Genomic DNA, 25,323 nt, shown 5'->3' with positions numbered 1-25,323 from the left:
CCTATCGTCAGTGCTTCGCGCGCCTGAGCGGCTCGATGACCGTCGCGATGTCGAGCGCGCCGAAGCCCTGTTCGTCCGCCGCGAGGAAGCGCGCTTCGGCCGCCTGCGCCAAAGCCGAGGGCATGCCTTCGCGCGCCATCGCCTCGCCCGCATAGCGCACATCCTTGGCCATGAGCGCCGGGAAGAAATGGGGCGTGTAATCGCGCCCGGTCATGCGCTGCGCGAGCGTCCTGACGATCGGGCTGCCGGGCGCGCCTTCGGCGATGACCTTGATCGCCATGCCGACATCGAGCCCGGCCTGTTCGGCGAAGGCGATGACCTCGGCCAAGGCGGCGACCTCGACCCCGCACAGATAATTGTTGAGCAGTTTCAGCAGCGCGCCGCTGCCGGTCGGTCCGCAGGACAGAATCTCGTTGCCCATCGCATCGAACACGCCGCGCGCGCGATCGAGCGCCTCGACAGGGCCTCCGACGAGGAAGCGGAGCCCCCCCGACGCCGCCTGCGCCTTGCTGCCGGTGACGGGCGCATCGAGGACGGCAATGCTCCTGTCCGCGCCCGCCGCGGCCAGCTCGTTCACCCATTCGGCGGTGACCGTGCTGCATTCGATCGCGAGGCCGCCTTCGGCCATCGCGGCGAGCGCGCCCTCCTCGCCGAGCCACGCCGCGCGGGAGGCGCTGTCGTCGGCGAGCATCGAGATGACGATGTCCGCGCCGGCCGCCGCAAGCGCCGGCGTCGCGCCGACCGAAGCGCCCTCGGCCGCGAGGGACGCCGCCTTTTCGGCGCTGCGGTTCCAGACGGTGAGATCGAAGCCCTTGGCGAGGAGCTGCCCGGCCATGCCCGCGCCCATCGTCCCCAGGCCCAAAAACGCTACCTTGGTCATTCGGTCACCTTGAACTGGGAGAGAGCGGCTTCGTCTATCTCTAGGCCGAGGCCGGGCAGATCGTCGTCAAGATCGATGAAACCGTCCTGCGCGATCGGCTCGCCCTTGAAGATGTACCAGAACAGTTCGTTGCCGACTTCGACATCGACGGGCGGAAAATATTCCGAGATCGGGCAGTTCAGGCTCGCCATCGAGACATGGTAATTGTGCATCTGCCCGGCATGCGGGACGACGGGGATCGAATGCGCTTCTGCCAGCGCGACGATCTTGCGCGCGGCGCTGATCCCGCCGACGCGGTTGGTATCGAACTGGATATAATCGACCGCCTTCGCCTCGATCATCTGGCGGAAGCCGTAGATCGTATGCTCATGCTCGCCCGCGGCGATCGGCGTGCTTCCGAAGCGGCGCAGTTCCCCATAACCGTGAATGTCGTCGGGGATGATCGCCTCTTCCAGCCAGCGCAAATTAAACGGCTCGATCAGCCGCATCATTCGCTTCGCATAATCGAGACTCCAGCCCATGTACGCGTCGGCCATGATATCCACGCCGTCGCCGACCGTCTCGCGCACGGTGCGGACCAGTTCGACATTGCGGACCATGCCCTCGGCACCGTCGACCGGCCCCCAGCCGAAGCGCAGTTTCATCGCCTTGTAGCCCTCCGCCTTGTACTTCGCGGCCTCGGCGGCGAGCTCATCGAGCGGGATCGAGTAGAGCCGGCTCGCATAGACCGGAATCTTCGCCTTGGTGCGCCCGCCCAGCAGCCGAAAACAGGGCTGCTTGGCCGACTTCCCCATCAGATCCCAGAGCGCGATGTCGACCGCGCTGATCGCGACCATCGCCACGCCCTTGCGCCCGAATGCCATCGTCTTGCGATACATGTGCTGCCACAAGAATTCGCTGTCCCACGGATTCTGGCCGATCAGCAGAGGCGCCAGATAGAGATCGATCATCTGCTTAGTGACGAGCGGCGAGAGCGCGGCATTGCCGATGCCGACCAGGCCGTCGTCCGTCATGATCTCGACGATCAGCCAGCCGTGGAAGGTGAAGGTGCCCATCGTTTCGGGCGAGAGCATCGGCGACACCAGATCCATCGGATTGGTGCAGAAATGCGGGGGCAAGGGCAGTGTATCGCCCGCCCACTGGACGACGCGGGTGCGGACTTCGGTAATCTTCACTGCGGCAGAACCTTTCGGCTGAAATCGAGGGGACGGATGGACGGGATCGCGACGCAGATCAGCGCGAAGGCGATCACGTGGAGCGAGGCGGCGATGGCGAGGACGGGGCCGTAGCTGAAGCCGTGATCGAGCATCCAGCCGGCGGTTTGCCCCATGACGACGCCGCCGAACGCGCCGCCCATGCCGACGAGCCCGGCGAGCTTGCCGAGCGCGCGATGGGGCACGAGATCGGTGGGCAGCGTCATCACCAGGGTGGACCAGCTCTGCTGCCCGAAGAAGGCGAGGCTGAACAGGAAGATGACGAGCCCGATCGAGGGGACGTGCGGCACGAGCATGACGAAAGGCATGCAGGCCGCGCTGATCCCGAGCGCGGTCTTGCGCGCGGCGTTGACCGACAGGCCCGCGCGCAGCAGGCGGCTGGAGAGATAGCCGCCGCACAGGCTCCCGACGCCCGAGGCGGCATAGGGAATCCAGCCGATCGTGGCGGCCTGCTTAAGATCGAAGGCGCGCGCCTCGAACAGATATTTGGGCAACCAGAACAGATAGAAATACCAGGCCGCGTCGCTGAGGAATTTGGCGCCCATCACGCCCAGCACCTCGCGATGCGCGAGCAACTGGCCGATGCCGATCGGATCTGCGTCGGGCGTCTCGGCCGCCTCGGCGTGCGTGGTGGCGGGCGTGAAATAGGTGAGCCCCCACCAGAGCGCCCAAGCCAGCCCTAGCCCGCCGGTGACGAAGAAGACCCAGCGCCAGCTTGCCAGCCCGAGCCAGTCGCCATGCAGCAGGATCGCGGCGATCATAGGCGGGGCGACGACCGCGCCCACCGCCGTGCCGGCATTGATGATGCCGATCGCGGTGGCGCGATCGCTTGGCGGAAACCATTCGGCGACGGCGCGCGTCGCGGCGGGAAAGCCTCCGCCCTCGCCCATGCCGAGCAGCAGCCGGCTCGCGGCGAGCGCGATCACGCCCCCGGCGAGGCCATGGCTGGCGCAGGCCAGCGACCAGAAGGTCATCACGATGAGGAAGCCGCGCCGCGTGCCGACGCGATCGAGCAGCCAGCCGCCGCCGAGATACATGAGCCCGTAGGTGAGCAGGAACGCGCTATCGAGCGCAGCCTTCACCTGATTGCTGATCGGAATATCGGCCTGGATGTTCTTGATTGCCCACGGCAATGTCTGGCGATCGAGATAGGAGATCGCGATCGCGGCGGCGATGACGAGCGCGACCGACCAGCGCTTCGTGGTGCCAGTACCGAAGCCCCCGCTTATCACCACCCCGCTCATCCTGAGGAGCGACTGAGCGAAGCGTAGCGGAGACGAAGGCCCGTCTCGAAGGACGGCACTGGTCCTTCGAGACGCTGCTTCGACAAGCTCAGCAGCTCCTCAGGATGCGCGGGGTGGGAAAGACAGGCGCGCCCCACCCTCACGGCTCGATCGAAACCAGCATCACGCCCTGGCGCGGGATGCGCAGGTCGAGCGTGGCGGCGCCGCTCTTCACCGCGAGCGTCTGCGGTGGCGAGGGCAGCAGCCGCGAGGCCTGCTCGAGTGCGGCATATTGCTTGTCGTCGGGGGATTGCGGCGATCCCATCGCCTTCCACGCGGTGAAGGCGTTGGCATTGGCCGGATCGACCCTGAGCAGGGTGACCTTGCGCGCCTTGCCTGCGCCGAGGCCCTTCAGCGCGAGGCCCACCGCCGCATCCGGGCCGGGCACGTCATCGTCATGATAATTCCATAACAGGACCGCGACCTTGCCGGCCGGCCCGCGCGTCGCGAGCACGCCGACATCGGCCTGTTTGCCTGCGCCATCCGCCTTGATCGTCTCGAGCGGCAATTCGCCGCTGCTCGTCGCCTGCACCTGATCGGGGCCGAGCTGGCCGAACATGCGGAAGACGTTGAGCACCGGCAGATCGACGCCATTGGTGGCGAGCTGGCGATAGCCCGCGAACCAGGGCTGGTCCTCGAATTCGAACGCCCAGGTGACGACGCCGTCGAGATTGACCTGATGCTTGCGCGCGAGCTCCCAGATGCGCGCGAAACTGGCGGCGGTGTAGCTCGAATACATCGTGCCGTTGCGATAGGCGTTGGCCGGCCCCGGGCAGGCCGCGCAGCCCTCGGGATCACTCTCGCCGATCACGATCGGCTTCTTCGCCATCTCCGGCACGGCGGCGATCTTGGCGAAGCCCGCCTCGACGACCTGCAGGTGCGTGGCGATACCCATGCGGACATGACCGTCGACGAAGGTCGGACGGCCCTTGGCGTGGAAGGCGAGGAAGTCGGTAGGCGTCCCCGTCTCGCCGGTCGCTTCGTTCCTGCCGCGCGCGACGTGCGCGAGGAAGCCGTCCATGAACGTGCCGCCCGCACCCGCCGCATCGGGTCCGCCGACGCGCGCATTGGGCAGCGCGCGACGGATGCCGGCGACCGCATAATCGTGCATCTTGTAGAATTGCTCGGGCGTCCCCTTCCAATAGGATTCGCCGTTGGGCTCGTTCCAGACCTCGAAATACCATTTCTCGACTTCGGCGCGGCCGTATCGCTCGATATTGTGGAGCGTCCACTGATAATTGAGCTCGCGCCACTTGTCGTAATTCTTGGGCGGCATGTTCCACGCGCCCTCGATCAACTTGTACGGGAAACCCGGCCGCCAGCTGTGCCGATAGGGCGTGTTCTTCGGCGCGCTGGACAGCGCCTGCGGCATGAAGCCGATCTGCAGATAGGGGTGGATTCCCGCGGCGCGATACGCATCGATGATGTTGTCGACGAGCGCCCAATTGTAGATCGGCTTGCCGTCCTTGGTCTCGGTATAGACGTTGGTGCTGCCCCATTTGAACGCGGCGGTGCCGTCGCCCGTGTTCAGCAGATTGTGCGCGCGGAAGTAGACGTCGCCCTTCCGCAAGGCACCCAGATGATCGAGCAGCTTCACGCCGTCCTTCATCGTCGCATAATTGGGCTCGTCCGCGCCAAAGAAGCGCCACACGGGCGGCAGATCCGCCACCTTGCGCGCGGCATCGACCGAAACGCTGACCGGGAAGCTCGCGCCGGTCTGCGCAGACGCGCTTGCCGACAGCACCAGGCCGAGCGTGGCCGCCATGAGGCGAGCCTTCACCGACAGCATCATGAGCATCTCTCTCCGAATCTATTTGTAGGACTAGATTTACGCCGATGCGCGGATCGCGCAACCCCGAGATGGGCGCTGATTCCGTAAGGATTGATTTCCCGCGTCGTATCTGGTCCTACATATCGGAACATGACCGACGACCGTTCCTTCTCGGTAGAGCCTGCGGCGATCGAGGCGCGCCGCGCCAAGATCCACTCGACGATCGCGCGCGATCTCGGCATCGCGATCGTCGGCGGCAAATTCCTGCCCGGCGAGGCGCTGCCCGCCGAGAGCCGCTCGAGCAGCGACCTCAGCATTTCGCGCGGCGCCTATCGCGAGGCGGTGCGCACGCTCGCCGCCAAGGGGCTCGTCGAGAGCCGCACCAAAAGCGGCACGCGCGTCACCGATCGCCAGCGCTGGAACATGCTCGACCTCGACGTGCTTGCCTGGATGTTCGTCGCCGGGCCGAGCGACGAATTCGTGCGCAGCATCTTCGAGTTGCGGATGATCGTCGAGCCGCAGGCGGCCGCGCTCGCGGCGCGGCGGCGCACCGGCGCGGAGCTGTCGCGCATGGGGCATGCGCTGGAAGAGATGGGCCGGCTGGGGCTGGAGACGCCCGCCGGGCGCGCGGCCGACGAGGCGTTCCACCACATCATCCTGGAGGCGACGCACAACGAGCCTCTGATCACGCTCTCCAATTCGATCGCGGCGGCGGTGAAGTGGACGACCATCTATGCGCGGCGCAACCGGACGGACCTGCGCGATCCCCTCCCCGACCATCGCAGCCTCTACGAATCCATCGCCGATGGGGACGCCGCGGGCGCGCGCGCGAAGATGACCGAACTCGTCGAACGCGCGCTGGGCGACACCGGGCTGTAGAACCGCGGCGCGGCCTCCTACATTACGGACTGTCCTTCCCCAGCCGATCGCCTCTCATGCTGCAAGACGATCTTTTCGCGCCGCCGCTGGCGAGCGGGCTGCGCCTCCAGCCGGAGCTCGTCACGCCCGAAGCCGAACGCGCGTTGATCGCGCGGATCGACGAGGTGGAGCTGACGCCGTTCCGCTTCCAGGGGTGGCTCGGCAAGCGCGTGACCGCCTCGTTCGGCTGGCGCTACGATTTCGACAGCGCCGATTTCGGCCCGACGACGCCGCTGCCCGAGTGGCTGCTACCGGTCCGCGCCGCCGCGGCCGGCTTTGCGGGCCTGCCAGCCGACGATCTCGTACAGGCGCTGCTGATTCGCTACGATCCGGGCGCCGGCATCGGCTGGCATCGTGACCGGCCGGTATTCGAGCATGTCGTGGGAATCTCGCTCGGCGTGCCGGCGACGTTGCGCTTTCGCCGGCGCAAGCCCGGCGGCTTCGATCGGATGAACGTGCTTCTACCGCCGCGTTCGATCTATCACCTCAGTGGCGAGGCACGGCATCTGTGGGAACATAGCATCGCGGAGATGGACGTGACGCGCTGGTCGATCACGTTCCGCAGCCTCTCCGCAAAGGGCTTGGCGGCGCTGCGGCGCTAAGCAGCGCGATCGCGCCGCCCTTGCCGCTGCAAGGGGTGGATCTTCAAGAAGATGAAGGTGGTGGAGCCGTGGGGGATCGAACCCCAGACCTTCGCAATGCCATCGCGACGCTCTCCCAGCTGAGCTACGGCCCCGCGCCTTGAGCCTTTCGGAAAAGGCCTTGGACGAAACCGCCGGATGGGTGCCGGCGGCGGTGTGGAGCGCTCCCTAGAGCAGCGCGCCATGCGTCGCAAGGCCCGGATTTCGCCAGGCCTTGCGACGGATAAAAATTACTGGTCGTCTTCCTCGGACGCGGTATCGACGCCGATATCGTCGTCGCCGCCCAGATCGACATCGTCGTCCGCGTTCGGCTCCTCTTCCTCATCGACATCCAGGCTCTCGACCAGATCGTCGGTCTCTTCCTTGGCCTTGACGGGCTTGGGCGCATCGAACGGCAGCGGCTGCTTCGACTTCAGGACCGTGTCCGGCTCGAAGTTGGTCCCGCATTCCACGCAGTGGACGGGATCGGACTTGCCGAGATCGTAGAAGCGGGTGCCGCACTTCGGACAGGTGCGCTTGGCGCCCCACTCAGGTTTGACCACGTTTTTCATGCTCCGGCTTATAGGGAACGATCGGCGGCGCGAGACGGCCGGGCCGATCTGATCGGCGGGCGCCTTGCCATGACGGAGGGCCGCTGTCAAAGCCGCGCCCATGTCTCAGATGAGCTCTCAACCGGCCCGCTTCAAGGCGGCGGGCCCGCTTCGCGGCCGTATCCGCGTCCCCGGCGACAAATCGATCAGCCACCGATCGCTGATGCTGTCCGCGCTCGCGATCGGCGAAAGCCGCATCGAGGGCCTGCTGGAGGGCGAGGATGTGCTCGCCACCGCAGCGGCGATGCGCGCGATGGGCGCGACGATCGAGCGCGACGCGGACGGCGTCTGGCACGTCTCGGGCGTCGGCGTCGGCGGGCTGCTCCAGCCGGGCAATGCGCTCGATATGGGCAATTCTGGCACGTCGACGCGGCTGCTGATGGGGCTTGTCGCCAGCCACGCCATCACCGCGACGTTCGTGGGCGATGCCTCGCTGTCCAAGCGTCCGATGGGCCGCGTGATTGAACCGCTCTCGCGGATGGGGGCGACGTTCAGCGCCTCGCCCGGCGGTCGATTGCCGTTGATGGTCCACGGCCTGTGCCCCGCGGTGCCGATCGAATATCGCCTGCCGGTCGCCTCGGCGCAGGTGAAATCGGCGGTGCTGCTCGCGGGACTCAACGCGCCGGGGATCACGCGCGTGATCGAGCCGATCGCCACGCGCGATCATAGCGAGCGGATGCTGCGCGGCTTCGGCGCCGAACTGACGGTCGAGGAAGTTGACGGCGCGCGTCTGATCTCGATCCGCGGCGAGGCCGAACTCAGGCCGCAGCAGATCATCGTCCCGGGCGACCCCTCCTCCGCCGCCTTCCCGATCGTCGCAGCCCTGCTGGTGCCGGGCTCCGACGTCGTCGTCGAGAATGTCGGCCTGAACCCGACGCGCGCCGGCATCTATGAAGTGCTGCGCGCGATGGGCGCAGATCTGACCTACGAGAATGAGCGGACGGTCGGCGGCGAACCGGTCGCGGATATCCGCGCGCGCCATTCCACGCTGACCGGGATCGAGGTGCCGCCCGACATCGCCCCCAGCATGATCGACGAATTCCCGATCCTGTTCGTCGCTGCCGCGCTCGCGGAAGGCCGGACGGTGACGCGCGGGCTGGAGGAGCTGCGCGTCAAGGAAAGCGATCGGCTGGCGCTCATGGCGCGCGGCCTCGCCCGGCTGGGCGTGGAAGTGCAGGAGACCGAGGACGGTCTCGTCATCGAAGGCCGCGGCGGGGCGCCTTTCTCGACCAATGGCGGGACGACGATCGCGGCCGAACTGGATCATCGCATCGCGATGAGCTTCGCGATCGCCGGCCTGGTCTCGTCGGCGCCCGTCGAGATCGACGACATGTCGCCCGTCGCGACCAGCTTCCCGACCTTCATGCCCCTGATGCACAGCCTCGGGGCCGACGCATGAACCCGATGCTCGCCGATGCGATCGGACTGGTCGGCAGTGCGCTGATGGTCGTGGCCTACGCCTATAGCAACATGGCGAAGTCGGTCGATTTCCTGCTGTTCAACCTGCTCAATCTCGTCGGCTCATTGCTGCTGATCGCGTCGCTGCTCGTCCATTTTAACCTCGCCTCGATGCTGCTCGAGATCGTGTGGAGCATCATCGCCTTGCTCGGACTGGCGAAGGTGTGGATGACGAGGGCGAAGGCATGATCATCGCCGTCGACGGACCCGCCGCATCGGGCAAGGGCACGATCGCGAAGGCGCTGGCGCGCCATTTCGGGCTGCCGCATTTGGATACGGGCCTGCTCTACCGCGCGGTCGGCCTCGGCGTGCTGCGCGCGGGTGGCGACCCCGCCTCGCCCGACGATGCTCTAGCCGCCTGCCATTTCACCGACGACATGCTCGACGATACGGGCCTGAAGTCGGAAGCCGCCGCGAAGGCCGCGAGCCAGGTGTCCGCTTATCCGGAGGTGCGCGCGGCGCTGCTCCAGCGGCAGAAGGATTTCGCCGGTCAGCCCGGCGGCGCGGTGCTCGACGGACGCGACATCGGCACCGTCATCGCGCCGCATGCCGACGCCAAATTGTTCGTGACGGCCAGCGCCGAAGTCCGCGCCGAGCGCCGCCATCGCGAGCTGACCGGGCTCGGCCTCACGGTCCATCTCGAGGCGGTCCTTCACGACATCCGCGCGCGCGACGAACGCGACTCCGCGCGCTCGGCTGCCCCGCTCCGCAAGGCGGAGGACGCCGCCTTGCTCGATACCAGCGATTTGGGTATAGACGCGGCCGTCCAGCGGGCGCTTGCGCTCGTGGAGGCCCGGATCAGGACAGCGGCAAACGACTGATGCCCTGATGGCGCGCAACCCGATTCCTTTCGAAGGAGCCGGTGTGGCGCGCCTTTTCGCTATTGGCGTCATGCGACGCTGCTGTGCGCGAAGTCCCGAATGGTCGACACGAGCGAGCGCCTGAATGGATGTCGCCCGGGCATGAGGCCCCGGCGGCAGATCGGCTGAAGACCTCCGGAGACAACCGGACGGCCGGAACGACACTACGAGGAATAGAACTGCTTATGGCCACTGTGGCATTCCCCACCCGCGACGATTTCGCGGCGCTCCTGAACGACACCCTCGGCGGTGAGAATAACGGCTTCGAAGGCCGTGTCGTCAAGGGCACCGTCACCGCCATCGAGAATGACGTTGCCGTCATCGATGTCGGCCTCAAGTCCGAAGGCCGCGTGCCGCTGCGCGAATTCGCGCCCGCGCCCGGCGTGAAGGCAGAGCTCAAGGTGGGCGACGAAGTCGAAGTCTATGTCGACCGCGTCGAGAACAGCCATGGCGAAGCGATGCTCAGCCGCGACCGCGCACGCCGCGAAGCCGCCTGGGACAAACTGGAAGGCGAGTTCGCCGCCGGCAACCGCGTCGACGGCGTGATCTTCGGTCGCGTGAAGGGCGGCTTCACCGTCGACCTGAACGGCGCCGTGGCCTTCCTGCCCGGTTCGCAGGTCGATATCCGCCCGGTCCGCGACGTGACCCCGCTGATGGACATCCCGCAGCCCTTCCAAGTGCTGAAGATGGATCGCCGCCGCGGCAACATCGTCGTGTCGCGCCGCGCCGTCCTCGAAGAGACGCGCGCCGAGCAGCGCACCGGCCTCATCCAGAGCCTGGCCGAGGGCCAGGTCGTCGACGGCGTCGTCAAGAACATCACCGATTATGGTGCGTTCGTCGATCTCGGCGGTATCGACGGCCTGCTGCATGTCACCGACATCAGCTACAAGCGCGTCAATCACCCGAGCGAAGTCATCAACATCGGTGACACGGTCCGCGTCCAGATCGTCCGCATCAACCGCGACACGCAGCGCATCAGCCTCGGCATGAAGCAGCTCGAGAGCGATCCGTGGGAAGGCGCCGGCGCCAAATATCCGGTCGGCGGCAAGTTCACCGGCCGCGTCACGAACATCACCGAATATGGTGCGTTCGTCGAGCTGGAGAGCGGCATCGAGGGCCTCGTCCACGTCTCCGAGATGAGCTGGACGAAGAAGAACGTCCATCCGGGCAAGATCGTCTCCACCTCGCAGGAAGTGGAAGTCGTCATCCTCGAGGTCGACGAAGAGAAGCGCCGCATCAGCCTCGGCCTCAAGCAGGCCCAGTCGAACCCGTGGGATTCGTTCTCCGAGCGTCACCCGATCGGCTCGACCGTCGAGGGCGAAGTCAAGAACGCGACCGAGTTCGGCCTGTTCATCGGCCTGGACGGCGACATCGACGGCATGGTTCACATGTCCGACATCGCCTGGGGCGTGACCGGCGAGGAAGCCCTCGCGATGCACCACAAGGGCGAGACGATCACCGCGCAGGTGCTCGATATCGATCCCGAGAAGGAGCGCATCAGCCTCGGCATCAAGCAGCTGGAGCGTGCCGGCGCCTCGACCGCACCTGCAACGGGCGGCCAGAGCGGCGGCAGCAGCAGCGGCAGCGGCGTCAACAAGAACCAGATCGTCACGGTCACGGTTCTGGCGATCGGTGACGGCGGGCTCGACGTGCAGGTCGGCGACGATGGCGTCCATGGCTTCATCAAGCGCAGCGACCTCGGCCGCGATCGCGACGAGCAGCGTCCGGAGCGCTATCAGCCCGGCCAGAAGTTCGATGCGATGGTGACGGGCTTCGATCGTTCGAAGAAGCCGACCTTCTCGATCAAGGCGATGCAGATGGCCGAAGAGAAGCAGGCCGTGCAGCAATATGGCTCGTCCGACTCGGGCGCGTCGCTGGGCGACATTCTCGGCGCGGCGCTCAAGGCGCGCGACGAAGGCTGATCAACCGGCGCGGAGAGCGGTTTACCGCCGCTCTCCGCGTCAGCATGTTGATCTGTGTCAACGGACCGGGCATAGTCCGTTACGGTACTGGATCGATCCGTGGGGGGTCGGTCGGTCCCTGATTCGCGAACGAGAAGGGGGACGCTCGCGTGATCCGATCCGAGCTTGTGGCCGCTCTTACTCGTGACCATCCCGATCTCGCCGGGAGCGAGGTCGAGCGAATCGTGACCTGCATCTTCGACGCGATCACCGCGCGCCTCGCTTCGGGTGGCCGGGTCGAACTGCGCGGTTTCGGCACCTTCACGACCCGCGCGCGCGACGCCCGCACGGGCCGCAATCCGCGTACCGGCGAACCCGTCGACGTCGACGCCAAGCGTGTCCCCTATTTCAAGCCCGGCAAGGAAATGCGCGCGCGGCTGAACATCAAGGACGATTGACGGGCCTGCGCTTTCCCGTCTCAAGCGAGACGTGGTGGACGTGGCGGAATCGGTAGACGCTGCCGACTTAAAATCGGTTTCCTGTAAGGAGTGCGGGTTCAAGTCCCGCCGTCCGCACCATCCCCGAGCGCGACGCTCCGGCGCGCGCTAGGCGCGGTCGCCCGGCCTGCGCCGGCGCGGCGGCGGCATCCGGCGGCGGCGCGCTTCGGCCTCGCGCTGCTTGAGCCGCTCGGCGCGGCTGGGGCCCGGCGCCTTCAGCATCACGCGCCAGTCGCCGCCCTTCAGCTTGATCATCGGCTCGCCGCAGGAACGGCAGACGCTCTTCCAGCCGGCCTCGGTCTGCTTGGCCTTGCGGCGTGATCGCATGTGGAAGCCGAGCCGGCAGAGGATCGTGGAGAAGAAGGACATCGGCGCCGACTTCCACCGCGCGAGCGGCTTTGGCAAGCCATGCCGCGCGGCGCGGAGGGAACCTGCGCGGGCGCCGCGCGCTCTTGCCGGACAGGAGAAATGCCGTGCCCGGAACGACGCGTCCCTATCATGCGCTGGCGGACAGCCTGCCCGGCCTTGGCCGCGATCCCGCCTCGGTCCGCAAGCGGGTCGAGACGATGGAAGCTTTGCTCGAGCGGATGTTCGTCATCCCCGGGCTCAACCGTCAGGTCGGGCTCGACGTCGTGCTCGATCTCATCCCCGTCGCCGGCAGCGCGATTGCGGCGGCGTTGGGTGGCTGGATGGTCTGGGAGGCGCGCAACCTCGGCATGTCGAAATGGCAGATGGCGCGCATGGCAGGAAATGTCGGCTTCGATTTTCTGCTCGGCGCGATCCCCTGGGTCGGCGCGGTGCCCGATCTGTTCTTCCGATCGAACAGCCGCAACCTCAAGATCATCCGCAAGCATCTCGACCGGCATCATCCGGCGACGGTGATCGTCGAGGGCTGACGGCGCCGCTCTCCCGGCGGCTGCGTAGCTCGATCCTCCATCCCGTTAGGTTCGAGCTTGTCGAGAAGTCGGTAGGCTCGGTCGAAGTCGAGAAGCCGGCACATCTCGCACGAGCTTTCGACTTCGCTCGATCCCTCTGCGTGCTGACAAGCTCGAACCAAACGGGCGAGGTAGCGTGCGCCTCACCCCTTCTTCGCGACGATCCAGTCGTCGATCTTCTTCTCCAGCACGGGCAGCGGCAGTGCGCCCGACATCAGCACCTGGGCGTGGAATTCGCGCGGATCGAACTTCGCGCCGAGCTCGGTCATCGCCTTGGCCTTGAGACGCGAGATGGTGAGCTGGCCCATCTTGTAGGCAAGCGCCTGCCCCGGGATCGCGATGTAGCGCTCGACCTCGGCGGTCGCGTCAGTCACCGCCTCGGGCGAATTGTCGAGCATATACTGGATCGATCGCGCGCGATCCCAGCCGTCCGCATGGATGCCGGAATCGACGACGAGGCGCATCGCGCGCAGCATCTCGTCGTTCAGCCCGCCCAGTCGCTGCCAGGGGTCGGTCTCCATGCCGAGCTCCTTCCAGAGGCTCTCGGCGTAGAGTGCCCAGCCCTCGACGAAGGCGGTGTTGCCGCCATAGCGCATGAAATTTGGGAGATCGGCATTCTCCTGCGCGAGGCTGATCTGGAAATGATGCCCGGGCTCGCCCTCGTGGAGGAACAGGGTCTCGTCCTCCCACAGATAGCGCGAGGGCAGATCGTAACCGTTGTAGAAGAAGATGCCGGGGCGCGTGCCATCGGCGGTGCCGCGCATATATTCGCCGCCGGCCGCGCTCTTCTCCTTGAAGGCGGGGGTCGCGCGGATGTCGAGCGGGGCCTTGGGCAGCGTCGAGAATTGCTCGCCGATGCGCGCCTCGACGCGGGCGCGGATCGCCTGGAAGCCCAGACGCAATTGCTCGACGCTCTTGGGCTGGAAGCTCTTGTCCGTGCGCATGTAGGCGAACAGCTCGGCGAGCGTCCCCTTGAAGCCCGCCGCCTTGGCCGCGATCGCCATCTCGCCGCGGATCCGCGCGACCTCGTCCAGCCCGATCTGATGGACCTCGGCGGCGGTCAGCGGCAGCGTCGTGCTGCGCTGGATCAGATAGGCATAGACCTTGTCGCCGCCTTTCATCGCCGACAGGCCGACGCCCTCGCGCGCGGCGGGCAGATAAATATCGCGCAGGAAATCGCGCAGGCGGACGAGCGCGGGGAGCATCTGGCTGCGGATCAGCGCGAGCTGCTCGGCCCTGATCCGCGCGCGATCGGATGCGGGGATCGTGGCCGGCATCCCGTCGACCGGCTCGGCATAGATCGATCCCTCGACGCCCTTGCCGATCTGGAGATCCAGCTGCTCGATCATGTTGCGCGTCGTCAGCTTCGATTCGACGATGCCGAGCTGCATGCCCTGGCGGAAGCGGCCGATGATCCGATCGATCGCGCCGGCGAACTCGCGGTTGCGCTTCAGGTTGTTCTCGTAATCGATCAAGCTGCGGAACGGCGCCGCCCCCTGCCCCGAGGCGAGCTCCGCATAGCTCAGGTGGAAGCCGTAGAAATGGTTGATCGGGCGGACCTCGAACGAGGTGCGTAGGTCCGGATCGCGGCACTGGCGCAGATCGATCGCGGTGTCGGTGTCGAACACGTCATAGGCGATGCGATCGACCGCGCTCAATGCGGCGCGATCGATTGCGCGGAGCGCCTTCAGGTCGCTTTCGCTGGCCGCGCATTCGGCGGCTTCGTGCGCGTCGGTGAAAGGATCGCCGATGCTGCCCGCATAGCGCAGATCGCCGCGATAGAGCGCGGACATCGGGTTGCGACGCAGACCGGCCTCGTCGCTGGCGGTGAATAGCGCCTTTAGCTTCGCGTCCTCGGCTCCCGGTGCGGCGGCGACGGGAGTAGAGGCCAAAAGAATCGTGGACAGTAGGGCAGTCGAGAGCAGGACGGGCAAGAGGCGCAAGACGATCTCCGGAAGGGCAGGATGCGGGCGGCGTGCCGAGATGCCCGACCCTCGCAGCTTCTCGCATGCGGCGGAAGGCCCGGCGACGGACGCCGCGAAAACGTCCCATTGGTGCCACGATTCCGGGAGAGCCTCGGCTGACGACGATCATCTCAGGATGATGCTCTTGAAAGGAGACCGTGCGGATGGAATTGCCGCCATTCCTGCTGAACGAGTGGCTCGAACGCCCGCGCGATCTTTCGTTCAATCTGGCGGGAAGCGCCGGTCCGCGCTGGACGATGCGCGAGCTACTGCGCTTGTGCGGCGGCGAGCCCGATCTTGCGGAGCATCCGCTGAGCTACGCGCCCACGGCCGGCGCGGCCGCGCTGAGGGCCGAGATCGCGGCCCATCACGATGTCGATCCGGACTGGGTGGTGCTGACGACGGGCGCGGCGGAAGCGCTCCTGCTGTTGCTGTCGGTCCTCTCGCGGCCCGGCGGCAATGTATTGCTGCCGATGCCCGGTTATGCCGCCTTCGCCGGCACGGCGCGGTTCGTCCATCTCGATCCCCGTTCCTATCCGCTGGCGCGCGAGCGGGGCTTCGGCATCGATCTCGCGCAGGTCGCGGCCCTGGCCGACGGCCGGACCGTCGCGGCGATGACCAACTGCCCGCACAATCCGAGCGGGGCGGTGATCGAGCCGACGGAGTGCCGGTCGCTGGCGCGGGCGCTCGCCGGCAAAGGCGTGCCGCTTGTGGTCGATGAGGTGTTCCATCCGATCTATTTCGGGGATCCCCGCCCCTCGGCCGCCGGTATCGAGAATGTGATCGTCACCGGCGACATGTCGAAGGCGCTCTCGATGCCCGGGCTCCGCCTCGGCTGGGTTATCGATGCCGATGCGAAGCGGCGGGAGAGCATGATCCGTGCCCGCAGCTATATCGCGTGGAGCGGCTCTCCCGTTCTGGAAGCGCTGGGGTTGCAGGCGATGCGAAGCCGCCGCGCGATCCTGGAGCGCACGACCCGGGTCGCGTCCGCCAATCTGGAGGAGCTGCGGTCGTTCATGACGCGAATGCGCGACATCCTCAATTGGGTGCCGCCCCAGGGCGGGCTCATCGCCTTTCCCTGGTTCCGCGACGGCCGCGACAGCCGCCCCTTCTGCGAGCGGATGGCCGAGCGGGGCGTGCTCCTCGCGCCCGGAGACTGTTTCGGCATGCCCGATCACATGCGCATCGGCTTCGGCTCCCAGACCGACGGGATCGCTCCTGCGCTGGCAATCATCGAGGACGAACTGCGCCGAGCCTGAGATCGATGCGATGGAGGCCGGCAGGCCGCGAACCGCCCTTCCCCCGCTTGCCCATCCGCGCGCTCCGCGCCATAGCGCCCCGCGAACGAGCGGCCCCCGCTTATGGACAGAGGCGAGCCCCATGAAGACGCGCATCTACGTAACCCTCAAGAGCGGCGTGCTCGATCCGCAGGGCAAGGCCATTCAGCATGCGCTCGACGGGCTCGGCTTCGCCGGAGTCGAGGGCGTGCGGCAGGGCAAGCTGATCGAGATCGATCATGCGGACAATGTCAGCGACGACGATCTCGACCAGATGTGCCGCAAGTTGCTCGCCAATACGGTCATCGAGAATTATCGCATCGAACGGGGGTAAGCGTCATGAAAACCGCGGTACTCGTCTTCCCGGCCTCCAATTGCGACCGCGACCTCGCCGTCGCCATCCGAGACGTCACCGGCACCGATCCGGTCATGGTCTGGCATCGCGAGACCGAATTGCCCGACGGCGTCGATCTCGTCGCGATCCCCGGCGGCTTCTCCTATGGAGATTATCTGCGCTCGGGCGCGATGGCGGCGCGATCGCCGGTCATGCAGGCGGTGGCGAAGGCGGCCGAGCGCGGCGTGCCGGTGCTGGGCGTGTGCAACGGCTTCCAGGTGCTGACCGAGGCGGGACTGCTGCCGGGCGCGCTGATGCGCAATGCCGGGCTCGACTTCGTCTGCCGGACGGTGGCGCTGGAGGTGGGTAACAGCCAGTCGCTGTTCACCAGCCGCTATGCCGCGGGCGAGACGATCGGCATTCCGGTCGCACATCATGACGGCAATTATGTCGCCGACGAGGACACGCTCGATCGGCTCGAGGGTGAGGGCCGCGTCGCCTTCCGCTATGCCGAGCAGGTCAACGGCTCCGCGCGCGATATTGCCGGGATCGTCAATGCGAGCGGCAACGTGCTGGGGCTGATGCCGCATCCGGAGCGCGCGATGGAGCGCGCGCACGGGAATGTCGACGGACGTCGCCTGTTCGAGGGCCTGCTCGAGGCGGTCGCTTGAGCGAGACGCTGGAGCGGCTGGAGGCGGTGATCGCCTCGCGTCGCGGTGCCGATCCGGGTTCGTCTTATGTCGCGAGCCTGTTCGCCAAGGGCCGGCCGAAAATCGCGCGCAAGTTCGGCGAGGAAGCGGTCGAGACGATCGTCGCGGCGTTGGCCGAGGATGGGCCGGCGCTGACCGGCGAGGCGGCGGACGTACTGTTCCACCTGATGGTGCTGCTCGCCGATGCCGGCGTGCCGCTGAGCGACGTGCTCGCGGAGCTGGATCGGCGCGAGGGTGTGTCAGGAATAATCGAGAAGGCCGGGCGGACGACCTGATCCCCTTCCCGTTTGTCCTGAGCTTGTCGAAGGACTGCCCTTCTTGAAGAAAGACGGGGCTTCGACAGGCTCAGCCCGAACGGATTTTAGCGGAGAGACCCATGCCGATCGACGCCAGCCTGCCCTATGACGATGCCAACATCTTCGCGCGCATCCTGCGCGGCGAGATCCCGGCCAAAAAGGTTTATGAGGACGCGTACGCGCTCGCCTTCCACGACATCGCGCCGCAGGCGCCCGTCCATCTGCTCGTAATCCCCAAGGGGCGCTACGTCTCGTGGGACGACTTCTCGGCCAAGGCGTCCGATGCGGAGATTGGCGGCTTCGTCCGCGCGGTCGGCCAGGTTGCGCGCGAGGCGGGGCTGGCCGGGGACGGCTACCGGCTTCTCGCCAATATGGGTGAGCATGGCCACCAGGAGGTGCCGCACCTCCATGTCCACATCTTCGGCGGGCGCCAGTTCCTCGCGATGCTGCCGCGCGAGCGCTGATAGGGGAATCCGACGCGCTTTCGACGGTTCCTGCCGGAAAGCATGGCGACGTGCGCGGATCTGCGGAATATCGCTTAACGGTTGCGCCGATCGCTTTTGTAGCTAGTCTCATCCGATCGGCCTGCCTCAAGCTGCGGGCGCAAGGGGAACACTGCATGATTTTCGGACGCGTCAAATCGCTGGATGCCATATTGGCGACGGCTCAGAAAAAGTCCCTGACGCGATCCCTGGGTGCTTTCCAACTGACCATGCTCGGCGTCGGCGCCGTGATCGGCACCGGCATCTTCGTGCTCACCGCCGAGGCCGCGCAGAAGGCCGGCCCCGGCATGATGATCTCGTTCGTGATCGCCGGCTTCGTCTGCGCGGTCGCCGCGCTCTGCTACGCCGAAATGGCGGCGATGGTCCCCGTCTCGGGCTCCGCCTACACCTATAGCTATGCCGTGATGGGCGAGCTCGTCGCGTGGATGGTCGGCTGGGCGCTGATCCTCGAATATGCGATCGCCGCGGGTGCGGTGTCGGTCGGCTGGTCGGGCTATATGATCGGCTTCGTCCAGAGCAATCTGCATATCATCGTGCCGCTGGATCTGGTGCGAGGCCCCTTCGACGGCGGGATCATCAACCTGCCGGCGATGCTGATCGCCGCGATCGTCACCCTGCTGCTCGTGTGGGGCACCAAGGAGAGCGCGACGGTCAATGCCGGCCTCGTCGCGATCAAGATCATCGCCTTGACCCTGTTCGTGATCGTCACGCTGCCGGTCATCAAGAGCGGCAATTTCACCCCCTTCGCGCCTTTGGGCTTCGCCGGCATCTCCGGTGCGGCGGCCTCGATCTTCTTCGCTTATGTCGGCTTCGACGCGGTCTCGACCGCGGCCGAGGAGACCAAGAACCCGCAGCGCAACATGCCGATCGGCCTGATCGGCAGCCTCGCCATCTGCACCGTCTTCTACATGCTGGTCGCGGCCGGCGTGATCGGCACGGTCGGTGCGCAACCGGTCCACGGCGCGGCCGGCGAAGTGCTTTCGCCCGGCACGCCGGCTCTGTCGGCGGCCTGCCGTTCGATCCAGGACGGCGCGGTGGTCTGCTCGAAGGAGGCACTGGCCTGGACGCTGCGCTCGGTCGGCCATCCGTTCATCGGCTGGCTCGTCGGCGCCGCCGCGATCATCGCTCTGCCGTCGGTCATCCTGATGATGATGTTCGGCCAGACGCGCATCTTCTTCGTGATGAGCCGCGACGGCCTGCTCCCGGCCTTCTTCTCGAAGATCCACCCCAAGTTCCATACGCCGCACGTCATTACGATCCTGACGGGCATCTTCGTGGCCCTGTTCGCCGCCTTCTTCCCGGTCGGCCTGCTCGCCGACGTGTCCAACTCGGGCACGCTCTTCGCCTTCGCGGCGGTCTCGATCGCGGTAATGGTGCTCCGCCGGACCGATCCGAGCCGCAAGCGCCCGTTCCGCACGCCGCTCGTGATGATCACCGCGCCGATCTCGATCCTCGGCTGCATCTATCTGTTCTTCAGCCTCTCCAAGGAGACGATCCTGCTGTTCGTCGGCTGGGCGGCGGTCGGGCTGGTCGTCTATTTCCTCTACAGCAAGGGCAATTCGAACCTCGGCCGCGGCATCATCGACAGCCCCGAGACCGACGAGGATGCGCCGCCGCAGGGCGTGCCCCCTTTTCCGGGAGCCCACACGCCGGGCTATAAGGATGCGTGATGAGGCGCTGAGCCGATCGGAATAAAGAAAAGGCCCTCTCCCGGATCGGGAGGGGGCCTTTTTCTTTGATGCTCCGCCGATCTACGATCCTGCTTCTCTCCTCTGCGTCTCCGCGTCTCTGCGTGAAAAATCTGATTCACGCAGAGACGCAGAGAAGAAGCTGGATTGCGGCTTTCGCCGCAGAGAGACGCTGGAGCCTCAGCCCATCTTCTCGGCGATGAGCTTGTCGAGTGCGACTTCGGGGCGGGCGCCCCAGTGCGAGATGACTTCGGCGGCGGCGATCGCGCCCATGCGCAGGCTTTCTGCCAGGCCCTTGCCGCGCACATAGCCGACGAGGAAGCCCGCCGAGAACAGATCGCCCGCGCCGGTCGTGTCGACGATTTTGGCGATTGGCTCGGCAGGGACGCTCGCGCGCTCGCCGCCCGAAACCGCAATCGCGCCGTCCGGCCCACGCGTCGTCACCAGCAGCTCGACCTTCGCCGCGGTGAAGGCGACCGCCTCCTCGAAATCCTCGGTGCCGGCCAGCGCGAGCAGTTCCTCGTCATTGGCGAAGAGGATGTCGATGTCGCCGGCATCCAGCATGGCGAGGAAATCCGCGCGGTGGTTCAGGATGCAGAACACCGCCGACACGCCCAAGGCGACCTTGCGGCCCGCGCTCTTGGCCATGCGGATCGCGCGCTTCATCGCCTCGCGCGGCTCGGCCGGATCCCACAGATAGCCTTCGAGCAGCAGCACCTTGGCGCTGGCGATCTCGGCCTCGACGATCGCATCCTGCGGCAGGAATTGCGCGGCGCCGAGATAAGTGTTCATCGTCCGCTGGCCATCGTCCGAGACGAGGATCAGGCAGCGCGCGGTCGGCGCGTCGAGCGGCTTGGCGGGCGTGACGAAATCGACGCCCTGCGCGCGGATGTCGTGCGTGAAGACCTCGCCGAGCTGATCGGTCGCGACCTGGCCGATGAACGCGCATTTCGCGCCGAGCGAGGCCGCGCCCGCCAGCGTGTTCGCCGCCGATCCGCCGCTGATCTCGCGCGCCGCCCCCATCGCGTCGTAGAGCGTCTTCGCCTGATCGGCATCGAGCAGCTGCATCGCGCCCTTGGTCATGCCGTTTTGGCTAAGGAAGGCATCGTCGGCGGATGCGAGGACGTCGACGATGGCATTGCCGATGGCGACGATATCGATGGTGGGTTCGCTCACTGAGGTCTCCGTATAGCGTTTTATTCCACCCGCTCATCCTGAGGAGGGACTGAGCGAAGTCGGGCACCCACGAAAGTAGTACTTTCGTGGGACCCGGTCGAAGGCCCGTCTCGAAGGGATCCGCACGTCGCGCATGTCCTTCGAGACGCCATTTCGACTTCGCTCAATGCTCCTCGGGATGAGCGGACAGGAAGCGGGATGTCGATCCGGCCTAGAGACGGCGCGCTCCGGCGGCAACCGCTTGCGGACAGGGGCGCCCGCGCCGAGAGAGATCGAATGCAGCGCCTTCCCCTCGTCCCGCCTCTCCTGCTCGTCCTGGCACTCTCCGCCTGCGGGCCAACCGCGCCGCCCGCCTCGACGCCACCGCCGCCGTCGCGCGCGGCCGCGCCCGCTGCGGGGCTCGATCGGGTGATGGGTCAAAGCGCGCCGAGCCTGATCGCGTCGCTCGGCACGCCCGCGCTGGACGTGCGCGAGGGCACGGCGCGCAAGCTGCAATTCCGCTCGCCCGCCTGCGTGCTCGATACCTATCTGTATCCGCCCGCGGGCGGAGGCGATCCCAAGGTGACGTGGATCGATGCACGGACGCCGACGGGCGCGGATTTCGATCGCGCCTCGTGCGTCGCCTCGCTCGCGCGGATCGAGCCACCTAAGCCTGCTCGTACAGTTCCAGCGGCAGCCCGTCCGGGTCGGCGAAAAAGGTGAACCTGCGGTCCGTGTAAGGATCGATGCGGACGGGTTCGACGGCGATGCCATAGCCTTCGAGCCGCGCGACCTCGGCCGCGACATCCTCGACGACGAAGGCGAGGTGGCGCAGGCCGCATGCCTCGGGCCGGCTCGCGCGCGGCGGAGGCGACGGGAAGGAGAAGAGCTCGATCTGCGCGTTCCCAGCATCGAGATCGCATTTCCACGAGGCACGCTCCGCGCGATACGCTTCGGCGAGGACGGGGAAGCCCAGCACCTGCGTGTAGAAATGCTTCGAGCGATCATAATCGGAGCAGATGATCGCGATGTGATGAATGGCGCGCATGGCCTCTCCTAGCCGCTCGCGCCCTGCCCCGTCATCCCGGCCCATTCGGAGCGGACATCATCGTCGCCTTCGCCCGCGAGGCGCCATCGCTCGGCCGTGGCGCGATTGGGATCGAGCCTGCGCAGCGCCCAAATCGCCGCGCCGCGGACAATCGGCGCGGGATCGTCGAGCAGGCGCGTGACCGTCTCGGCCAGCCCCGCCTGCCGGCTGTTGCCCGCCGCGATCAGCGCGTTGCGGACCATCCGGTCGCGGCCGATGCGCTTGATCGGCGAGCCGGCGAAGACCATGCGGAACGCCGCATCGTCGAGCGCGAGCAGGTCGGCGAGCTCCGGCGCGACGAGTTCGGCACGGGACAGAAAGGCACGATTGGCGCGCGCATCCTCGGCGAACTTGTTCCACGGACAGACGGCGAGGCAATCGTCGCAGCCATAGATGCGGTTGCCGATCCCTTCGCGAAATTCGTGCGGGATCGGGCCCTTATGCTCGATTGTTAAGTAGGAAATGCAGCGCCGCGCATCGAGCCGATAGGGTGCCGGAAAGGCATTGGTCGGGCAGGCGCGCTGGCAGGCGTCGCACGAGCCGCAAGCGTCGCCGACGGACTCGTCGGGAGCGAGCTCCAGTTCGGTCAGGATCGCGCCAAGCAGGAGCCAGCTGCCATGTTCGCGGCTGACGAGATTGGTATGCTTGCCCTGCCAGCCGAGCCCGGCGCGCGCGGCGAGCGGCTTCTCCATCACCGGCGCGGTATCGACGAACACCTTGAGCGCGGCGCCGTTGTTGGACGCTTCGGCGACAAGCCAGCGGGCGAGCGCCTTCAGCGCCTTCTTGATGATGTCGTGATAATCCTGGCCCTGCGCATAGACCGAGATGCGCCCGATCCCGCCTTCGTCCGCCAGCGCGAGCGGATCGAAGGGCGGCGCGTAGCTCATGCCGAGCATGATCGCCGAGCGCGCCTCGGCCCACAAAGCATTGGGGTGCGCGCGCTGCTCGGCGCGCTCCTCCATCCACCCCATCTCGCCATGCGCACCCTCGCCGATCCACGCATGGAGGCGCTCGCCCGCAGCCCAGGCTGGGGTAACGGCCGCGATCCGGCAGGCGACGAAGCCCAGGCGCGCGGCTTCGGCCTTGAGGCGGGTTTCTAGAGGGGCGGCGTCGGGCACGCTCGCCCCTTACCCTCTTCCGTCACCCCAGCGAAGGCTGGGGTCCATGACTCTCTCAGGCCAGGCCGGCGCCCGAACGTAAGAGACATGGATGCCAGCCTTCGCTGGCATGACGGGCCAGGGAATTTGCCGTTAACCCCCGGCCCGCTATGACCCGCCCCGCATGCCGGATCTCGCCATCAGCGCCACGGGGCTCACCAAGACGTTCGGCGGCGTGCCGGCGGTGCGTGGGATCGATCTCGCGGTGCCGGCGGGGAGCATCTACGGGATCCTCGGCCCCAATGGCGCGGGCAAGACGACGACTTTGCGCATGCTGCTCGGCATCATCGATCCCGACGGCGGCGAGCGGCGCATCCTCGGGTCCGCCGATCCGCTCGCGGTCGCGCCGCTCGTCGGCTATCTGCCCGAGGAGCGCGGCCTCTATCCGGGCATGACCGGGCGCGAGGCGATCGCGTTCATGGGCGCGCTGCGCGGGCTCTCGCTTGCCGAGGGGCGGCGGCGGGCGGTGGCGCTGCTCGCCGATCATGGACTGCCTGCCGATCGGCCGATCCGGACGCTGTCGAAGGGCATGGCGCAGCTCGTGCAATTGCTCGGGACGATGGTTCACGAACCGCGCCTGATCGTGCTCGACGAGCCCTTCTCGGGGCTCGACGCGATCAACCAGCAGCGGCTGGAGGGGCTGATCCGCGCGCAGGCCGCGGGCGGCGCGACGATCCTGTTCTCGACGCACGTCATCGCGCATGCCGAGCGGCTGTGCGAGCGGATCGCAATCATCGCCGGGGGCGAGGTCCGCTTCGAGGGCGAGATCGCGACCGCGCGGGCGCGCCTGCCCTCCCGGGTCCGCCTCTCGACGAAGGTCGCCGATGGCGCGTGGCACGCCGCTTTGCCGGCCGATGCCGTGCTGCGGGACGGCGTGTGGCAGTTTCAGCTTCCGCAGGGCGGGATCGAGCCTCTGCTCGCCGCGCTGATCGACGCGAAAGCGGGGATCGAGACGCTCGCGATCGAGCCGCCGAGCCTGCACGAGGCGTTCGTCGCTATCGTCGGAGCCGAGCCCGATCCGGTCGCCGAGGCGCTGTCATGAACCGCCTGCTGCGCTCCGCCTGGGTCATCGCCCGGCGCGATTACGTCGCGACGGTCTGGTCGAAGACCTTCATCCTGTTCCTGATCGGACCGCTGCTGCCCTTGCTGCTGGGGGGCGGCTATGGCGCGATCATGGCGAGCCAGTCGCGCCCGCCGCCGGGGCGATCGGTGCAGCTGATCATGGCCGGGCCCGACTCGGACGCGCTGATCGCTGCGCGCGCCGCGCTCGCCGAGCGGCTCGGCGACGGTGCTCTGCCGCGGCTCCAGCGCGAGAGCGACAGCAAGGACCAGCCGGTGCTGACGGGCACGCTCGACAAGCCGGTGCTGGCCGCGCCCGCCGACGCCTTGCCGCGCCTGTCGGGACGGATCGGCCTGATCGTCGATCGCGCGCGCGCCGAGCGGGCGACGGGCCACGCCTTGCCCGCGCAGGTGACGATCACGACGCGCACGGACGTCGAGACCGAACGGCCGGACGATTCGCGGCTCGATCTCGCGCGCGGCGCGCAGTTCGTCCTCTTCTTCCTGACGATGCTGCTCGCGGGCATGATGATCTCCAATCTCGTCGAGGAGAAATCCTCGAAGGTGATCGAATTGCTCGCCGCCGCCGTGCCGATCGACGCGGTGTTCCTCGGCAAGTTGATCGGCATGCTGTGCGTCTCGCTGACCGGGGTCGCGGTGTGGACGAGCGGCGGGATCGCGATTGCCGGCTTCCTGCCGCCGCAGCTCGCCTTGCCCGCGCCCGCGGTCGGCTGGCCGATCTTCCTCGCGCTCGGCATCCTCTATTTCGCGACCGTCTATCTGCTGATCGGCGCGCTCTATCTCGGCATCGGCGCGCAGGCGGGCAGCGTGCGCGAGGTGCAGACCTTGTCGATGCCGCTGACGATGGCACAATTGCTCGTGTTCGGGCTCGCCTCCGCCTCGGTTACCGAACCCAATGGGACCGTGGGTCTGCTGGCGACGATCATCCCCTGGACATCGCCCTTCGCGATGATCGCGCGCGCGGCGCAGATGCCCGTTCTGTGGCCGCACCTGGCGGCGCTCGTCTGGCAGATCGCGGCGCTCGCGCTGATGATCCGGATCGGCGCGCGCATGTTCCGCCGTAATGTCCTGAAATCGGGGCGCAGCTCTCGGCAACCATGAGCCGACCTCCTACGTATGGGAGC

At 67.1% G+C, this 25,323-nt stretch carries 27 protein-coding genes and 2 tRNA genes; 18 read left to right on the top strand and 11 right to left on the bottom strand.

Annotated features, from left to right (window positions below; translation table 11 throughout):
- Positions 1-7: 7 nt before the first annotated feature.
- From Q4F19_RS00375 to Q4F19_RS00360, 4 genes are all read right to left on the bottom strand, one after another.
- Positions 8-880 (bottom strand): NAD(P)-dependent oxidoreductase, encoded by an 873-nt coding sequence (locus Q4F19_RS00375; protein ID WP_303539159.1) that lies wholly within the window; start codon positions 878-880, stop codon positions 8-10.
- On the bottom strand, positions 877-2,055 hold the full coding sequence (locus tag Q4F19_RS00370; RefSeq protein WP_303539158.1) for an L-rhamnonate dehydratase: 1,179 nt from the start codon (positions 2,053-2,055) through the stop codon (positions 877-879). The genes Q4F19_RS00375 and Q4F19_RS00370 overlap by 4 nt, the downstream gene beginning before the upstream one ends.
- On the bottom strand, positions 2,052-3,329 hold the full coding sequence (locus Q4F19_RS00365) for an MFS transporter (protein ID WP_303539157.1): 1,278 nt from the start codon (positions 3,327-3,329) through the stop codon (positions 2,052-2,054). Before Q4F19_RS00365 ends, Q4F19_RS00370 begins: the two co-directional genes overlap by 4 nt.
- A 148-nt stretch (positions 3,330-3,477) precedes the next feature.
- Positions 3,478-5,175, bottom strand: coding sequence for a GH39 family glycosyl hydrolase (locus Q4F19_RS00360; RefSeq protein WP_303539156.1), 1,698 nt, complete (start codon positions 5,173-5,175; stop codon positions 3,478-3,480).
- A gap of 123 nt (positions 5,176-5,298) precedes the next feature.
- Here Q4F19_RS00360 and Q4F19_RS00355 point away from each other — a divergent pair, with 123 nt between their 5' ends.
- Together Q4F19_RS00355 and Q4F19_RS00350 are read left to right on the top strand one after the other, a co-directional pair.
- Positions 5,299-6,027 (top strand): FadR/GntR family transcriptional regulator, encoded by a 729-nt coding sequence (locus Q4F19_RS00355; protein ID WP_303539155.1) that lies wholly within the window; start codon positions 5,299-5,301, stop codon positions 6,025-6,027.
- Positions 6,028-6,083: 56 nt separating this feature from the next.
- Positions 6,084-6,668 (top strand): alpha-ketoglutarate-dependent dioxygenase AlkB, encoded by a 585-nt coding sequence (locus Q4F19_RS00350; protein WP_303539154.1) that lies wholly within the window; start codon positions 6,084-6,086, stop codon positions 6,666-6,668.
- A gap of 58 nt (positions 6,669-6,726) precedes the next feature.
- Here the strand turns inward: Q4F19_RS00350 and Q4F19_RS00345 are convergent.
- A tRNA-Ala gene (locus Q4F19_RS00345) sits at positions 6,727-6,802 on the bottom strand.
- 135 nt (positions 6,803-6,937) lie between these two features.
- Complete coding sequence (locus Q4F19_RS00340) at positions 6,938-7,249, bottom strand: TIGR02300 family protein (RefSeq protein WP_303539910.1); 312 nt, start codon at positions 7,247-7,249, stop codon at positions 6,938-6,940.
- Between the two features lie 118 nt (positions 7,250-7,367).
- On the opposite strand from Q4F19_RS00340, the gene aroA reads away from it, so the two are divergent.
- From aroA to Q4F19_RS00310, 6 genes are all read left to right on the top strand, one after another.
- Positions 7,368-8,696 carry a 3-phosphoshikimate 1-carboxyvinyltransferase gene (gene aroA / locus Q4F19_RS00335; RefSeq protein ID WP_303539153.1) on the top strand — a complete coding sequence of 443 codons (1,329 nt, stop codon included), beginning with the start codon at positions 7,368-7,370 and terminating at the stop codon, positions 8,694-8,696.
- Complete coding sequence (locus tag Q4F19_RS00330) at positions 8,693-8,944, top strand: CBU_0592 family membrane protein (RefSeq protein WP_303539152.1); 252 nt, start codon at positions 8,693-8,695, stop codon at positions 8,942-8,944. The genes aroA and Q4F19_RS00330 overlap by 4 nt, the downstream gene beginning before the upstream one ends.
- Positions 8,941-9,576, top strand: coding sequence for a (d)CMP kinase (cmk, locus tag Q4F19_RS00325; RefSeq protein WP_303539151.1), 636 nt, complete (start codon positions 8,941-8,943; stop codon positions 9,574-9,576). Before Q4F19_RS00330 ends, cmk begins: the two co-directional genes overlap by 4 nt.
- A gap of 224 nt (positions 9,577-9,800) precedes the next feature.
- Positions 9,801-11,537, top strand: coding sequence for a 30S ribosomal protein S1 (gene rpsA / locus Q4F19_RS00320; protein ID WP_303539150.1), 1,737 nt, complete (start codon positions 9,801-9,803; stop codon positions 11,535-11,537).
- A gap of 149 nt (positions 11,538-11,686) precedes the next feature.
- Complete coding sequence (locus tag Q4F19_RS00315) at positions 11,687-11,974, top strand: integration host factor subunit beta (RefSeq protein ID WP_303539149.1); 288 nt, start codon at positions 11,687-11,689, stop codon at positions 11,972-11,974.
- A gap of 34 nt (positions 11,975-12,008) precedes the next feature.
- Positions 12,009-12,094 (top strand) — tRNA-Leu (locus Q4F19_RS00310).
- A gap of 27 nt (positions 12,095-12,121) precedes the next feature.
- Here the strand turns inward: Q4F19_RS00310 and Q4F19_RS00305 are convergent.
- Entirely contained in the window at positions 12,122-12,382 is a 261-nt protein-coding gene (locus Q4F19_RS00305; RefSeq protein ID WP_303539148.1) for a hypothetical protein, read from the bottom strand.
- Positions 12,383-12,486: 104 nt separating this feature from the next.
- Between Q4F19_RS00305 and Q4F19_RS00300 the strand changes: the two genes are divergently transcribed.
- Positions 12,487-12,909, top strand: coding sequence for a DUF4112 domain-containing protein (locus Q4F19_RS00300; RefSeq protein ID WP_303539147.1), 423 nt, complete (start codon positions 12,487-12,489; stop codon positions 12,907-12,909).
- A 182-nt stretch (positions 12,910-13,091) separates the two neighbouring features.
- Here Q4F19_RS00300 and Q4F19_RS00295 read toward each other — a convergent pair whose 3' ends face one another.
- Positions 13,092-14,840: a DUF885 domain-containing protein gene (locus tag Q4F19_RS00295; protein ID WP_303539146.1), complete on the bottom strand. Its 1,749-nt coding sequence runs from the start codon at positions 14,838-14,840 to the stop codon at positions 13,092-13,094.
- A 236-nt stretch (positions 14,841-15,076) separates the two neighbouring features.
- Here Q4F19_RS00295 and Q4F19_RS00290 point away from each other — a divergent pair, with 236 nt between their 5' ends.
- The 6 genes from Q4F19_RS00290 to Q4F19_RS00265 all read left to right on the top strand — a co-directional run bounded on the left by Q4F19_RS00290 (position 15,077) and on the right by Q4F19_RS00265 (position 19,702).
- Positions 15,077-16,171: a pyridoxal phosphate-dependent aminotransferase gene (locus tag Q4F19_RS00290; RefSeq protein ID WP_303539145.1), complete on the top strand. Its 1,095-nt coding sequence runs from the start codon at positions 15,077-15,079 to the stop codon at positions 16,169-16,171.
- 121 nt (positions 16,172-16,292) lie between these two features.
- Positions 16,293-16,523, top strand: a complete 231-nt coding sequence (gene purS / locus Q4F19_RS00285; protein ID WP_303539144.1) for a phosphoribosylformylglycinamidine synthase subunit PurS — start codon at positions 16,293-16,295, stop codon at positions 16,521-16,523.
- Between the two features lie 5 nt (positions 16,524-16,528).
- Complete coding sequence (gene purQ, locus Q4F19_RS00280) at positions 16,529-17,194, top strand: phosphoribosylformylglycinamidine synthase subunit PurQ (protein ID WP_303539143.1); 666 nt, start codon at positions 16,529-16,531, stop codon at positions 17,192-17,194.
- A complete protein-coding gene (locus Q4F19_RS00275) occupies positions 17,191-17,508 on the top strand; it encodes a phosphoribosyl-ATP diphosphatase (RefSeq protein ID WP_303539142.1) in 318 nt (105 codons plus the stop codon). Before purQ ends, Q4F19_RS00275 begins: the two co-directional genes overlap by 4 nt.
- Before the next feature lie 101 nt (positions 17,509-17,609).
- Positions 17,610-17,993 (top strand): histidine triad nucleotide-binding protein, encoded by a 384-nt coding sequence (locus Q4F19_RS00270; protein WP_303539141.1) that lies wholly within the window; start codon positions 17,610-17,612, stop codon positions 17,991-17,993.
- 155 nt (positions 17,994-18,148) lie between these two features.
- A complete protein-coding gene (locus tag Q4F19_RS00265) occupies positions 18,149-19,702 on the top strand; it encodes an amino acid permease (RefSeq protein ID WP_303539140.1) in 1,554 nt (517 codons plus the stop codon).
- Positions 19,703-19,900: 198 nt separating this feature from the next.
- Here Q4F19_RS00265 and Q4F19_RS00260 read toward each other — a convergent pair whose 3' ends face one another.
- Positions 19,901-20,896 (bottom strand): adenosine kinase, encoded by a 996-nt coding sequence (locus tag Q4F19_RS00260; RefSeq protein WP_303539139.1) that lies wholly within the window; start codon positions 20,894-20,896, stop codon positions 19,901-19,903.
- A 276-nt stretch (positions 20,897-21,172) separates the two neighbouring features.
- Here Q4F19_RS00260 and Q4F19_RS00255 point away from each other — a divergent pair, with 276 nt between their 5' ends.
- The gene (locus tag Q4F19_RS00255) at positions 21,173-21,598 is read left to right on the top strand and encodes a hypothetical protein (RefSeq protein ID WP_303539138.1); all 426 of its coding nucleotides are present in this window, start codon (positions 21,173-21,175) and stop codon (positions 21,596-21,598) included.
- On the opposite strand, the gene gloA2 is transcribed toward Q4F19_RS00255, so the two are convergent.
- The gene (gloA2, locus tag Q4F19_RS00250) at positions 21,543-21,923 is read right to left on the bottom strand and encodes an SMU1112c/YaeR family gloxylase I-like metalloprotein (RefSeq protein ID WP_303539137.1); all 381 of its coding nucleotides are present in this window, start codon (positions 21,921-21,923) and stop codon (positions 21,543-21,545) included. The genes Q4F19_RS00255 and gloA2 overlap by 56 nt on opposite strands.
- Positions 21,924-21,931: 8 nt before the next feature.
- On the bottom strand, positions 21,932-23,080 hold the full coding sequence (queG, locus tag Q4F19_RS00245; protein ID WP_303539136.1) for a tRNA epoxyqueuosine(34) reductase QueG: 1,149 nt from the start codon (positions 23,078-23,080) through the stop codon (positions 21,932-21,934).
- A 163-nt stretch (positions 23,081-23,243) separates the two neighbouring features.
- Between queG and Q4F19_RS00240 the strand changes: the two genes are divergently transcribed.
- Complete coding sequence (locus Q4F19_RS00240) at positions 23,244-24,161, top strand: ABC transporter ATP-binding protein (RefSeq protein ID WP_303539135.1); 918 nt, start codon at positions 23,244-23,246, stop codon at positions 24,159-24,161.
- Positions 24,158-25,300: an ABC transporter permease gene (locus Q4F19_RS00235; protein WP_303539134.1), complete on the top strand. Its 1,143-nt coding sequence runs from the start codon at positions 24,158-24,160 to the stop codon at positions 25,298-25,300. Before Q4F19_RS00240 ends, Q4F19_RS00235 begins: the two co-directional genes overlap by 4 nt.
- Positions 25,301-25,323: the final 23 nt, after the last annotated feature.

The sequence above is a fragment of the Sphingomonas natans genome, from assembly GCF_030546695.1.
Lineage (GTDB): Bacteria > Pseudomonadota > Alphaproteobacteria > Sphingomonadales > Sphingomonadaceae > Sphingomonas_I > Sphingomonas_I natans.
The sequence above is the reverse complement of the archived record's forward strand: the minus strand, read 5'-3'. Positions and strand labels throughout refer to the sequence as shown.